This is a genomic window from Streptomyces sp. BK022 (assembly GCF_004217355.1).
Lineage (GTDB): Bacteria > Actinomycetota > Actinomycetes > Streptomycetales > Streptomycetaceae > Streptomyces > Streptomyces griseoluteus.
Window position 1 is genome coordinate 819120 of the sequence record NZ_SHKU01000002.1, and the last position, 12121, is coordinate 831240.

The 12121-nt window shown below is 70.4% G+C and carries 12 protein-coding genes; 10 read left to right on the top strand and 2 right to left on the bottom strand.

All coding sequences use genetic code 11. From position 1 onward, the window contains the following. Nucleotides 1-79: 79 nt before the first annotated feature. From atpA to EV284_RS09900, 5 genes are all read left to right on the top strand, one after another. Nucleotides 80-1672 carry a F0F1 ATP synthase subunit alpha gene (atpA, locus tag EV284_RS09880; RefSeq protein WP_130332348.1) on the top strand — a complete coding sequence of 531 codons (1593 nt, stop codon included), beginning with the start codon at nucleotides 80-82 and terminating at the stop codon, nucleotides 1670-1672. 21 nt (nucleotides 1673-1693) lie between these two features. After that, nucleotides 1694-2611 (top strand): F0F1 ATP synthase subunit gamma, encoded by a 918-nt coding sequence (locus EV284_RS09885; protein ID WP_130332350.1) that lies wholly within the window; start codon nucleotides 1694-1696, stop codon nucleotides 2609-2611. Beyond that, nucleotides 2611-4047, top strand: a complete 1437-nt coding sequence (atpD, locus tag EV284_RS09890) for a F0F1 ATP synthase subunit beta (protein WP_130332352.1) — start codon at nucleotides 2611-2613, stop codon at nucleotides 4045-4047. The genes EV284_RS09885 and atpD overlap by 1 nt, the downstream gene beginning before the upstream one ends. A 111-nt stretch (nucleotides 4048-4158) precedes the next feature. Further along, complete coding sequence (locus EV284_RS09895) at nucleotides 4159-4536, top strand: F0F1 ATP synthase subunit epsilon (protein ID WP_130332354.1); 378 nt, start codon at nucleotides 4159-4161, stop codon at nucleotides 4534-4536. Nucleotides 4537-4708: 172 nt separating this feature from the next. Then, nucleotides 4709-5155 (top strand): DUF2550 domain-containing protein, encoded by a 447-nt coding sequence (locus EV284_RS09900; protein ID WP_130332356.1) that lies wholly within the window; start codon nucleotides 4709-4711, stop codon nucleotides 5153-5155. 87 nt (nucleotides 5156-5242) lie between these two features. On the opposite strand, the gene EV284_RS09905 is transcribed toward EV284_RS09900, so the two are convergent. After that, nucleotides 5243-7069, bottom strand: a complete 1827-nt coding sequence (locus EV284_RS09905) for a glycoside hydrolase family 18 chitinase (protein ID WP_130332358.1) — start codon at nucleotides 7067-7069, stop codon at nucleotides 5243-5245. A 195-nt stretch (nucleotides 7070-7264) separates the two neighbouring features. Between EV284_RS09905 and EV284_RS09910 the strand changes: the two genes are divergently transcribed. From EV284_RS09910 to EV284_RS32655, 4 genes are read left to right on the top strand one after another with little or no spacing between them, the layout of a single operon-like run. Further along, nucleotides 7265-7960, top strand: coding sequence for a response regulator transcription factor (locus EV284_RS09910; RefSeq protein ID WP_130332360.1), 696 nt, complete (start codon nucleotides 7265-7267; stop codon nucleotides 7958-7960). Then, nucleotides 7957-9405: a HAMP domain-containing sensor histidine kinase gene (locus EV284_RS09915; RefSeq protein ID WP_130332362.1), complete on the top strand. Its 1449-nt coding sequence runs from the start codon at nucleotides 7957-7959 to the stop codon at nucleotides 9403-9405. Before EV284_RS09910 ends, EV284_RS09915 begins: the two co-directional genes overlap by 4 nt. 55 nt (nucleotides 9406-9460) lie before the next feature. Then, nucleotides 9461-9865: a hypothetical protein gene (locus EV284_RS09920; RefSeq protein WP_130332364.1), complete on the top strand. Its 405-nt coding sequence runs from the start codon at nucleotides 9461-9463 to the stop codon at nucleotides 9863-9865. After that, nucleotides 9865-10068 (top strand): hypothetical protein, encoded by a 204-nt coding sequence (locus EV284_RS32655; protein WP_165425494.1) that lies wholly within the window; start codon nucleotides 9865-9867, stop codon nucleotides 10066-10068. The genes EV284_RS09920 and EV284_RS32655 overlap by 1 nt, the downstream gene beginning before the upstream one ends. A gap of 182 nt (nucleotides 10069-10250) precedes the next feature. Here EV284_RS32655 and EV284_RS09930 read toward each other — a convergent pair whose 3' ends face one another. Then, nucleotides 10251-10823: a cob(I)yrinic acid a,c-diamide adenosyltransferase gene (locus tag EV284_RS09930; protein WP_130332368.1), complete on the bottom strand. Its 573-nt coding sequence runs from the start codon at nucleotides 10821-10823 to the stop codon at nucleotides 10251-10253. 420 nt (nucleotides 10824-11243) lie between these two features. On the opposite strand from EV284_RS09930, the gene EV284_RS09935 reads away from it, so the two are divergent. After that, on the top strand, nucleotides 11244-12092 hold the full coding sequence (locus tag EV284_RS09935) for a 3-hydroxyacyl-CoA dehydrogenase family protein (RefSeq protein ID WP_130332370.1): 849 nt from the start codon (nucleotides 11244-11246) through the stop codon (nucleotides 12090-12092). Nucleotides 12093-12121: the final 29 nt, after the last annotated feature.

Sequence of the window (12121 nt, forward strand, 5' to 3'; positions counted from 1 at the left end):
CTCGTTCAGGGGGGAGTCCGGAGTCAGACATCCCCCCAAAGTGAAACTTCGGGCCCAACAAGGAGAGCAGGGAACCCAGATGGCGGAGCTCACGATCCGGCCGGAGGAGATCCGGGACGCACTGGAGAACTTCGTCCAGTCGTACAAGCCGGACGCGGCCTCGCGCGAGGAGGTCGGTACGGTCACCGTCGCCGGCGACGGCGTCGCGAAGGTCGAGGGTCTTCCCTCGGCCATGGCCAACGAGCTGCTGAAGTTCGAGGACGGCACCCTCGGCCTCGCCCTCAACCTCGAGGAGCGCGAGATCGGTGCCATCGTTCTCGGCGAGTTCAGCGGCATCGAGGAGGGCCAGCCGGTGCACCGCACCGGAGAGGTTCTCTCGGTCGCCGTCGGCGACGGCTACCTCGGTCGTGTCGTCGACCCGCTGGGCCAGCCGATCGACGGCCTCGGCGAGGTCGAGACCGACGGCCGCCGCGCCCTCGAACTGCAGGCCCCCACGGTCATGCAGCGCCAGTCGGTGCACGAGCCGATGGAGACGGGCTACATGGCGGTCGACGCCATGACCCCGGTCGGCCGCGGCCAGCGCCAGCTCATCATCGGTGACCGCCAGACCGGCAAGACCGCCCTGGCCGTCGACACGATCATCAACCAGCGCGACAACTGGCGCACCGGCGACCCGAACAAGCAGGTCCGCTGCATCTACGTCGCCATCGGCCAGAAGGGCTCCACCATCGCCGGCGTGCGCCGCGCGCTGGAGGAGAACGGCGCGCTGGAGTACACGACCATCGTCGCCGCCCCGGCGTCCGACCCGGCCGGCTTCAAGTACCTGGCGCCGTACACCGGTTCCGCCATCGGCCAGCACTGGATGTACCAGGGCAAGCACGTCCTGATCGTCTTCGACGACCTGTCGAAGCAGGCCGACGCCTACCGCGCCGTGTCCCTGCTGCTGCGCCGTCCGCCGGGCCGCGAGGCCTACCCCGGTGACGTCTTCTACCTGCACTCCCGTCTGCTGGAGCGCTGCGCGAAGCTCTCCGACGACATGGGCGCGGGCTCGATGACCGGTCTGCCGATCGTCGAGACGAAGGCCAACGACGTCTCGGCGTTCATCCCGACCAACGTCATCTCCATCACCGACGGCCAGTGCTTCCTGGAGTCGGACCTCTTCAACGCCGGTCAGCGTCCCGCGCTGAACGTCGGTATCTCCGTCTCCCGAGTCGGTGGTTCCGCCCAGCACAAGGCGATGAAGCAGGTCTCCGGCCGACTGCGCGTGGACCTCGCCCAGTACCGTGAGCTGGAGGCGTTCGCCGCCTTCGGTTCCGACCTGGACCAGGCGTCCAAGAACCAGCTCGAGCGCGGTCAGCGCATGACCGAGCTGCTGAAGCAGAACCAGTACCAGCCGATGTCCACCGAGGACCAGGTCGTCTCGATCTGGGCCGGTGGTACGGGCCGCATGGACGACGTCCCGGTCGAGGACGTCCGCCGCTTCGACAAGGAGCTGCTGGAGTTCCTGCACCGCAGCCACCAGGGTCTGATGACCTCCATCCGGGAGGGCGGCAAGATGTCTGACGACACCCTGCAGGCTCTCGGTGACGCGATCGCGGAGTTCAAGAAGCAGTTCGAGACCTCGGACGGCAAGCTCCTCGGCGACGACACCCCGGCCTCTCCCGCCAAGTGACGTAAGGAAGGGACCTGACTCATGGGAGCCCAGCTCCGGGTCTACAAGCGTCGCATCCGATCCGTCACCGCGACCAAGAAGATCACCAAGGCGATGGAGATGATCGCCGCCTCGCGTGTCGTCAAGGCGCAGCGCAAGGTGGCGGCTTCCAAGCCGTACGCGGACGAGCTGACCCGCGCGGTCAAGTCGGTCGCCACCGGCTCGAACACCAAGCACCCGCTCACCACGGAGGCCGAGAACCCGAACCGTGCCGCGGTCCTGCTCCTCACGAGCGACCGCGGCCTGGCCGGCGCCTTCAACTCCAACGCCATCAAGGCGGCCGAGCAGCTCACCCAGCGCCTCGAGCGCGAGGGCAAGCAGGTGGAGACGTTCATCGTCGGCCGCCGCGGTGTCGCGCACTACAACTTCCGTGAGCGCAAGGTCGCGGAGTCGTGGACGGGCTTCACCGACGAGCCCACGTACGGGGACGCCAAGAAGGTCGCGGCGCCCCTGATCGAGGCCATCGAGACGCCCGACGTGGACGGCGGCGCGGACGAGCTGTACATCGTCTTCACCGAGTTCGTCTCGATGATGACGCAGACGGCGGTCGCCGAGCGGCTGCTCCCGCTGCGTCTCGACGAGGTCGCGGAGGAGAAGACCGGCGACGGTGAGATCCTCCCGCTGTACGACTTCGAGCCGTCGGCGGAGGACGTCCTGGACGCCCTGCTGCCCCGGTACGTGGAGAGTCGCATCTACAACGCGATGCTCCAGTCGGCCGCTTCGAAGCACGCCGCCACGCGGCGCGCGATGAAGTCGGCCACCGACAACGCGGGCGAGCTGATCAACACGCTCTCCCGTCTTGCCAACGCGGCCCGCCAGGCCGAAATCACCCAGGAAATCAGCGAGATCGTCGGTGGCGCCAGCGCCCTGGCCGACGCGACCGCGGGGAGTGACCGATAATGACCACCACTGTTGAGACCGCGGCGGCCACGGGTCGCGTCGCCCGCGTCATCGGCCCGGTCGTCGACGTGGAGTTCCCCGTCGACGCGATGCCGGAGATCTACAACGCCCTGACCGTCGAGGTCGCCGACCCGGCGAACGCGGGCGAGAAGAAGACGCTGACCCTGGAGGTCGCCCAGCACCTGGGTGACGGCCTGGTCCGCACCATCTCCATGCAGCCCACCGACGGTCTGGTCCGCCAGTCCGTGGTGACGGACAGCGGCGACGCCATCTCCGTCCCGGTCGGCGACTTCACCAAGGGCAAGGTGTTCAACACCCTCGGCGAGGTGCTGAACGTCGACGAGAAGCACACCGGTGAGCGCTGGCCGATCCACCGCAAGGCCCCGAACTTCGACGAGCTCGAGTCGAAGACCGAGATGTTCGAGACGGGCGTCAAGGTCATCGACCTGCTCACCCCGTACGTCAAGGGCGGCAAGATCGGCCTGTTCGGTGGTGCCGGTGTCGGCAAGACGGTGCTCATCCAGGAGATGATCTACCGCGTCGCCAACAACCACGACGGTGTCTCCGTGTTCGCCGGTGTCGGTGAGCGCACGCGTGAGGGCAACGACCTCATCGCGGAGATGACCGAGTCGGGCGTCATCGACAAGACCGCGCTCGTCTTCGGTCAGATGGACGAGCCGCCGGGCACCCGTCTGCGCGTCGCGCTGGCCGGCCTCACCATGGCCGAGTACTTCCGTGACGTCCAGAAGCAGGACGTGCTGTTCTTCATCGACAACATCTTCCGCTTCACGCAGGCCGGTTCCGAGGTCTCCACGCTGCTCGGCCGCATGCCGTCCGCCGTGGGTTACCAGCCGAACCTGGCCGACGAGATGGGTCTCCTCCAGGAGCGCATCACGTCGACCCGCGGTCACTCGATCACCTCGATGCAGGCGATCTACGTCCCCGCGGACGACCTGACCGACCCGGCCCCGGCCACCACGTTCGCCCACCTCGACGCGACGACGGTGCTCTCCCGTCCGATCTCGGAGAAGGGCATCTACCCGGCCGTGGACCCGCTGGACTCCGTGTCCCGCATCCTGGACCCGCGGTACATCGCGCAGGACCACTACGACTGCGCCATGCGCGTCAAGAGCATCCTGCAGAAGTACAAGGACCTCCAGGACATCATCGCGATCCTCGGTATCGACGAGCTGGGCGAGGAGGACAAGCTCGTCGTCCACCGTGCCCGTCGCGTGGAGCGCTTCCTGTCCCAGAACACCCACGTCGCCAAGCAGTTCACCGGCGTGGACGGTTCGGACGTTCCGGTGGACGAGACCATCGCCGCGTTCAACGCGATCTGCGACGGTGAGTACGACCACTTCCCGGAGCAGGCGTTCTTCATGTGCGGTGGCATCGAGGACCTGAAGAAGAACGCGAAGGAGCTGGGCGTCTCCTGACCCCCGCGCTCCTGGCCGGGGGGCGGGCACGCCCCGCCCCCTCGGCCACGCCCCCTAGAATTGACCCCGACACCCGGCACATCCGCCGGGTGGTGATCCGAGGAGCCAACCTTGGCTGCTGAGCTGCACGTCGAGCTGGTCGCCGCCGACCGCCAGGTCTGGTCCGGCGAGGCCACCCTGGTCGTCGCGCGCACCACGTCCGGCGACATCGGCGTCATGCCCGGTCACCAGCCGCTGCTCGGTGTGCTGGAGTCGGGCCCGGTGACCATCCGCACCAGTGACGGCGGGACCGTCGTCGCCGCGGTGCACGGCGGTTTCATCTCGTTCGCGGACGACAAGCTGTCGCTGCTGGCCGAGGTCGCCGAGCTGGCGGAGGAGATCGACGTCCAGCGCGTCGAGCGCGAGCTGGAGCGAGCGAAGGCGGAGGACGACGAGGACGCCCAGCGTCGCGCCGACGTCCGTCTGCGGGCGGCGACCTCCGCGCGCTGATCATCGCGCCGTGTGACCATCATTCAGCCGCGGCCGGCCCGGAAACATTCCGGTGCCGGTCGCGGCTGAGGTGAATCCGGGTGTTTTTCCGGTTCCATTACCTGGCTCTGCGGTTTCATTACCCTGAGCCGAAAGCAGTTCCACTACCTGGGAGACGAGGAGGTCGGTGCCGATGGTCCTCGCTCTGACTGTGTGCGGAATCGTGGTCGCGCTCGTGGTGGTGGGTCTGTTCCTGTTCGGCCTGCGCCGCAGGCTCATCCAGCGCTCCGGCGGCACCTTCGACTGTTCGCTGCGCTGGGACGTGGCGGAGCAGTCCGATGTGAACGGCAAGGGCTGGAGCTACGGCGTGGCCCGCTACAACGGGGACCGCATCGAGTGGTTCCGGGTCTTCTCCTACGCCCTGCGCCCGCGCCGGGTGCTGGAGCGCTCGCGGATCGAGGTGGCCGGACGCCGGCTGCCCGAGGGCGAGGAGGAGCTGGCGCTGCTGTCCGACGCGGTGATCCTCGCCTGTGTCCACGAGGGCGTCCGCCTCGAACTCGCCATGAGCGAAGACGCGCTGACCGGATTCCTCGCGTGGCTGGAAGCAGCCCCGCCCGGTCAGCGAGTGAATGTGGCGTAGCCACATTCACTCGCTGTGTGTGGGTCCCCCCGGACGAAGTCTGGGGGAGCGTCAACGTCGCTCAGGGGCTGAGCCCCCCGAACCTGTCTACGACAGGCCGTTGCTGAGGGCCGTCACGAGTTCACCGTTGCTGGTGTCCCCGGTGAAGTCCCAGAAGAACGCGCCGCCCAGGCCCTGGCTCTTGGCCCAGCTCATCTTGCCGGCGATGGTCGACGGAGTGTCGTACGACCACCAGTTGCTGCCGCAGTGGGCGTACGCGGTGCCCGCGACCGTGCCGGTGACCGGGCAGGAGCCCTTGAGCACCTTGTAGTCCTCGATGCCCGCCTCGTAGGTGCCCGGAGCGGCTCCGGTGGCGGTGCCGCCGGGGGCGTCCTGGGTGACACCGGTCCAGCCGCGGCCGTAGAAGCCGATGCCGATGAGCAGCTTGTTCGCCGGGACGCCGACCGCCTTGTACTTGGCCATCGCGTCGGCGGTGGTGAAGCCCGCCTTCGGGATGCCGCTGTACGAGGTGAGCGGGGAGTGCGGGGCCGTCGGACCCTTGGCGTCGAAGGCGCCGAAGAAGTCGTACGTCATCACGTTGTACCAGTTGAGGTACTGCGAAGCGCCCGCGTAGTCGGCGGCCTCGATCTTGCCGCCGCTGGAGCCGTCCGCGGTGACCGCGGCGGTGACCAGGTAGTTGGCGCCGAACTTCGAGCGCAGCGCGGAGACCACGTTCTTGAAGGCCGCCGAGCCGCTGGTGTCGCAGGACAGACCGCAGGCGTTGGGGTACTCCCAGTCGATGTCGATGCCGTCGAAGACATCGGCCCAGCGGGGGTCCTCCACCAGGTCGTAGCAGGACTGGGCGAACGCGGCCGGGTTCTTGGCCGCCTCGCCGAAGCCGCCGGACCAGGTCCAGCCGCCGAAGGACCACAGCACCTTGATGTTGGGGTACTTCGCCTTGAGCTGGCGGAGCTGGTTGAAGTTGCCGCGCAGCGGCTGGTCCCAGGTGTCGGCGGCGCCGCTGACCGACTGGTCGGCGGTGAACGCCTTGTCGTAGTCGGCGTAGGAGTCGCCGATCGCGCACTTGCCGCCGGTGACGTTGCCGAAGGCGTAGTTGATGTGCGTGATCTTGGCGGCGGAGCCGGACGTCACGATGTTCTTGACGTTGTAGTTCCGGCCGTAGATGCCCCACTCGGTGAAGTAGCCGAGCTTGACCTTGTCGCCGGTGGCGGGCGGCGGGTTGGTGCCGCCGCCGGTGGTGCGCACGGCCGTCGCGGCGCTCGCCGGACCGGTCTGGCCGGCGGTGTCGCGGGCGCGCACGCTGTAGGAGTAGTCGGTGCCGGCGGTGAGGCCGGTGTCCGTGTACGAGGTGGTGGTGACGGTGGCGACCTTGGCGCCGTCGCGCAGGACGTCGTAGTTCTTGACGCCCTTGTCGTCGGTGGCGGCCGACCAGCTCAGCTTGACCGAGGTGTCGGTCACGGCGGAGGCGGTGGGCTGGCCGGGGGCGGAGGGCGCCGCGTCGCCGGGCACCGTGGTGCCGTCACAGCTGTCGCCGTTCAGCCTGCAGTTGCCGGGTGAGCCGGAGCCCGCGCCGTTGAAGGCGAAGGAGATGGAGGAGCCGGGGGCGACCGAGCCGTTGTACGACTTGTTCTTCGCCGTCCAGTGGGTGCCGGAGGAGGTGACGTCGGCGTCCCAGGCGGAGGTGACGGACGTGCCCGAGGGGAAGTCCCACTCGATCGTCCAGGAGCTGATGGCGGTGGTGCCGGTGTTCTTGACGGTCCACTTGCCTTCGAAACCGCTGCCCCAGTCCTGGGACTTCACGTAGCTCGCGGTGACGTTGGTGGCCGCCTCGGCGGGGGCGGCCAGGCCGACGAGGCCGGCCAGGGGGAGCAGCAGGGTCACGGCACCCGCCGCGACTCTGTGTCTGAAGCGCATGTGCGCCTCCCTCGATGTCGGGGGGAACTTCCGAAAGGCATGGGGGGCATGACTGAGCCTTCACGCCCATGCTGCCGCGAGAATAGGAAAGGTCTGGACCAGCGGTCAATAGGTCTGGACCATTTGTTCCGCAATTCGACTTAACCTCAACTCCTCTGCTGCCGTAGGAGTTTGACCGCCCAGCGAGGAGGAAGCGTGAGTGACTCGGCAAGCCCCGGGACCGTCCTGGTGGTGGACGACGACGCGGCGATCCGCCGCTCCCTCGAGCGCGGCCTGCGGTTGAACGGCTTCACCGTGCGCACCGCCGCCGACGGCCGCCAGGCGCTCGCCGCCCTCGGCCACGAGCCGCCGGACGTGCTGGTGCTGGACGTGTCGATGCCCGGCCTCACCGGCATCGAGGTGTGCGCCCGGCTCCGCGAAGAGGGCCGTGAACTGCCCGTGCTGATGCTGTCCGCGCTGGACGAGACCGCCGACCGGATCACCGGGCTCCAGGCGGGCGGCGACGACTACCTCGTCAAGCCCTTCGCCCTCCAGGAACTCGTGCTCCGGCTGCGCGCCCTGCTGCGCCGCAGCCCGCCCACCGGCCGGGAGGTGCTGCGCGAGGCCGGGGTCGAGATCGACCCCGGCGCCCGCACCGCCGAGCGCGACGGGCGCGTACTCGACCTGACCCGGCGGGAGTTCCAGCTCCTGGAGGTGCTGATGCGCAACGCCGGGCTCGTCCTCACCCGCGACCAGCTCCTCGAACGGGTCTGGGGCTACGACTTCGAGGTGCGCACCGACGCCGTCGACACCTTCGTCAGCTATCTGCGCCGCAAACTCGAGGTCGGCGGCGCCCCGAGGCTGGTGCACACCGTGCGCGGGGTCGGCTTCGTGTTCCGGGAGGCGCGGTGAGGCTCTCCGCCCGCGTCGGCCTCGCCGTCGGCTGCACCGTCCCCCTGCTGGTGCTGGCCTCCGGCTGGCTGCTGACCCACCTGGTCGCCCGCGACCTGCACCGGGCCGGCGACCAGCACCTGCGCCAACGCGCCGCCGCCATCGCCCCGGACGCCCGCGCCCTGCTGCGCGCCTCGGCGGGCGACCGCCCCCGCGTCGCCGACCAGCGGGAGCGGCGACTGTTCAGCGCCGCCCTCGATGTCGGCGTACGCGTCCAGGGGCCGGACGGCGTCTTCAGCGGCGGTCCGCAGCCCGGCCCCTCGGCCCGGCTGCCCGAGCGGGCCGGCGTGCCGGTGACCATCCGCGACGGCGCCCGGAGCTGGCGCGGGCTGGGCCGGCCGGTGCGCGGCGGCACCCTGTGGGTGTTCGCCCCCGACACCGCCGACCGGGCCGGGGTCCTGCTGGTCCGGCGCCGGGTGGTGTTCACCGCACTGCTCGCCGCGCCCGCCTCCGGCGCCCTCGCCTGGGCCCTGGCGGCCGGGGCGAGTGCCCCGCTGCGCCGCCTCACCCGGCGCACGGCGGGCCTGGACCCGCGTACCAGCGGCGTCAGGCCGGAGCCGGAGCGGACCGGCGTCACCGAGGTCGACGAACTCGGCTCCACCCTGCGCACCGTGCTCGCCCGCTACGACGAACAGGCGGCCCGCACCGCGGAGGCGCTCGACACCGCCCGCTCCTTCTCCTCGGCCGCCGCGCACGAACTGCGCACCCCGCTGATGAGCATGGGCACCAACCTGGACGTCCTCGGCATCCCCGGCCTGCCCGCACCGGACCGCGACGAGGCGCTGGCCGACCTGCGCCTCGAACACGCCCGGCTGCTGCACCTGCTGGTGATGCTCCGGGAGCTGGGCCGGGGTGATCTGGTGGAGGCCGAGACCTTCGCCGCCGTCGACCTGGCGGACCTCGCCGACACCGCCGTGGCCGAGGTGCGCCGCCGGGACCGGGGCGCCGATGTCGCGCTGGACGCCGAGCCGGAGGTCACCGTGCCGGGCTGGGAGCCGGGGTTGCGGCTCCTGCTGGACAACCTGCTGGCCAACGCGCTCGCCCACGGCCGCGATCCGGCGGGCGCCGCCCGGATACGGGTGGCCGTGCGGCGGGCGGGGGAGCAGGCGGTGGTGGTCGTGACCGATCAGGGGCCCGGCATACCGCCCGCCTCCCGGCAGCGGCTCTTCGAGCGGTTCCAGCGGGGCCCGCACAGTACCGGTTCCGGGCTCGGGCTCACCCTCGTCGCCCAGCAGGCCGCGCTGCACCGGGGGAGCGTCGGCGTCACCGACGGCCCGGACGGCACCGGTGCCCGCTTCGAGGTACGGCTGCCGCTGGACGGCACCGGGGCGCCGGGGCGGCGGGACTGGCTGATCGGGACGGCCGGGGCGAACCGGTCACAGGGTTTCCCCAAAGAGACCTCCTAGCCTCCGGGGCGACGGACGGCACCACGGCCCGTCCCGGACGTGAACGGAGACGCACATGGACGCACGACGAAGCACCCGCACCCTCCTCGCGGGCCTCGCCACCGCGGCGCTGCTGGCAGGCTCGGCCGGTGCCGCGTCCGCCGCCGGCGCCTCTCCCGGCGCCAAGCCCGCCGGTGACGGGGCGCGGGCACTCTGCAAGCGGGAGCCGAAGATCGACAAGCGCGTCGACCGCGCCCTGAAGCGGCTGGACGCCGGCAAGGGCCGGCGCGGCTCGGTGGCCCGGCTCCAGCAGCGCGTCGACAACGCGAAGAAGGCGGGCCACACCGAGATCGCCACCTTCCTCCAGGGCCGTCTCGACCACCGTGTGTCGCTTAAGAGGACGCTGGAAGAGCGGCAGAAGGACCTCGCCGGGGTCAAGACCTGGTGCGAGAAGAACGACGGCGGCAAGGCGGCCGGCTGATGCGCGGTCTCCGGCGCGCGGCGGCGGCCGCGACCCTCGCCGCGCTCGCGGTCCTCACCACGGCCTGCGGCCACGACGAGACGGCCGCCCCGGCCACCACCGCGACCCCCTCCGGGTACGCGGACATGAAGCAGAAGGTGGACGCGGCGGAGTCCGCCGCCGCCGCGGCGGACAGCGACGCCACGAGCGACGCGGACCGATAGCGGCCCCCGGGGTGCCGGCCCTAGGGCCTCTCGTTTGGATCTTGCCGGGCTCGCGGGGTCTGGCACCGCGCCTCGCGGCGTTGTCGTCGGTTGCCATGGCTCCGCCATGGCGCCCTCCTCCGCCTTGCGATGCACGGCACCAGACCCCGCTCTCTGATCCGGCCTGATCCAAACGAAAGACCCTAGCGCTCGCCGCCCGGCACCCACAGCACGTCCCCGGTCTCCTTGTTCGCCGTGCGGGCCAGGATGAACAGGAGGTCGGAGAGGCGGTTGAGGTAGGTCGCGGTGAGCGGGTTCATCGTCTCGCCGTGCGCCTCCAGCGCGGTCCAGGTGGAGCGTTCGGCCCGGCGCACCACCGTGCACGCCTGGTGCAGCAGGGCCGCGCCGGGGGTGCCGCCGGGCAGGATGAACGAACGCAGCTTCTCCAGCCGCTCGTTGAACCGGTCGCAGTCCGCCTCCAGACGGTCCACGTAGAACTGCTCGACCCGCAGCGGGGGATACGCCGGGTCCTCGACCACCGGCGTGGACAGGTCGGCGCCCACGTCGAACAGGTCGTTCTGCACCCGGGTGAGCACCGTGACGACCTCCTCCGCCAGCCCGCCCAGCGCGATGGCGGTACCGATCACCGCGTTCGCCTCGTTGGCGTCCGCGTACGCGGAGATCCTCAGATCGGTCTTGGCGGTCCGGCTCATGTCACCGAGGGCGGTGGTGCCCTGGTCGCCGGTCCTGGTGTAGATGCGCGTCAGATTGACCATGCGGCCAGCGTAGTGACGCGCCGGCCGCGCGGACCAGACAGACCTGCGGCTCAGCTCGACCTGCGGCGGCGGGCGACGGTGAACGGCGTGGCGCCGACGGCCGGGACCGCGGCCGCTCCGACCGCCACCGCCGCCCGGGGCGGGGCTGGAGCCGTCGCCCAGCTTGCCGGAGGGCTTGTCGACGCGCAGGCCGAAGTCGTACGACGCGAAGCGCCTGCCCAGACCCCCGCCCGCGGGAAACGGTGGTACGGGGAGCTCTCCAACTGCGCGGCCGCGGAGCCGAACTGATCCTCCGCCGACGACGTGACGGGTGTCTCACGCCCTGAGACCGTGACACGCGTTACTTACGGTCCTCACGACCGCGACGGAGCGCTAATGTCCGCCGAGAGGAACCATAAACAGCGCGTAAGGGGAGTCGGAGTGGCAGGGAAGCTCGCCGTCATCGGGGCCGGTCTCATGGGGTCCGGCATCGCCCAGGTCGCCGCACAGGCCGGCTGGGACGTGGTTCTGCGCGACGTCACCGACGAGGCGCTGAAGCGCGGCATCGACGGCATCCGGGCCTCCTACGACAAGTTCGTCGCCAAGGGCAGGCTGGACGCGGCCGACGCCGAGGCCGCCCTCGCCCGGATCGCCCCGACCACCGACCTGGACGACGTCGCCGACGCGGACATCGTGATCGAGGCGGTCTTCGAGAAGCTGGAGGTCAAGCACGAGATCTTCCGCGCGCTCGACAAGATCGTGCGCCCGGACGCCGTGCTCGCCTCCAACACCTCCGCCATCCCGATCACCAAGATCGCGGCCGCCACCGAGCACCCCGAGCGCGTGGTCGGCGTGCACTTCTTCTCGCCGGTGCCGATGATGCAGCTCGTCGAGCTGGTCCGGGGTTACAAGACCAGCGACGAAACCCTGGCCACCGCGCGGGAGTTCGCCGAGTCGGTGGGCAAGACCTGCATCGTCGTCAACCGCGACGTCGCCGGCTTCGTCACCACCCGCCTCATCTCGGCCCTCGTGGTCGAGGCCACCAAGCTCTACGAGTCGGGCGTGGCCACCGCCGAGGACATCGACCTCGCCTGCAAGCTGGGCTTCGGGCACGCCATGGGCCCGCTCGCCACCGCCGACCTCACCGGGGTCGACATCCTGCTGCACGCCACCGGCAACATCTACACCGAGAGCCAGGACGAGAAGTTCGCGCCGCCGGAGCTGATGCGCCGGATGGTGGACGCCGGTGACATCGGCCGCAAGAGCGGGCAGGGCTTCTACACGTACTGACCGCGTCCGGATCACCCGCCGATCCCGTG

Excerpts from the sequence above, each read along its gene's own strand:
- atpA (WP_130332348.1), top strand. The coding sequence starts at position 80 with ATGGCGGAGCTCACGATCCGGCCGGAGGAGATCCGGGACGCACTGGAG.
- EV284_RS09920 (WP_130332364.1), top strand. The coding sequence starts at position 9,461 with ATGGACGCACGACGAAGCACCCGCACCCTCCTCGCGGGCCTCGCCACC.
- EV284_RS09900 (WP_130332356.1), top strand. The coding sequence starts at position 4,709 with ATGGTCCTCGCTCTGACTGTGTGCGGAATCGTGGTCGCGCTCGTGGTG.
- EV284_RS09905 (WP_130332358.1), bottom strand. The coding sequence starts at position 7,069 with ATGCGCTTCAGACACAGAGTCGCGGCGGGTGCCGTGACCCTGCTGCTC.
- EV284_RS32655 (WP_165425494.1), top strand. The coding sequence starts at position 9,865 with ATGCGCGGTCTCCGGCGCGCGGCGGCGGCCGCGACCCTCGCCGCGCTC.
- EV284_RS09885 (WP_130332350.1), top strand. The coding sequence starts at position 1,694 with ATGGGAGCCCAGCTCCGGGTCTACAAGCGTCGCATCCGATCCGTCACC.
- EV284_RS09930 (WP_130332368.1), bottom strand. The coding sequence starts at position 10,823 with ATGGTCAATCTGACGCGCATCTACACCAGGACCGGCGACCAGGGCACC.
- atpD (WP_130332352.1), top strand. The coding sequence starts at position 2,611 with ATGACCACCACTGTTGAGACCGCGGCGGCCACGGGTCGCGTCGCCCGC.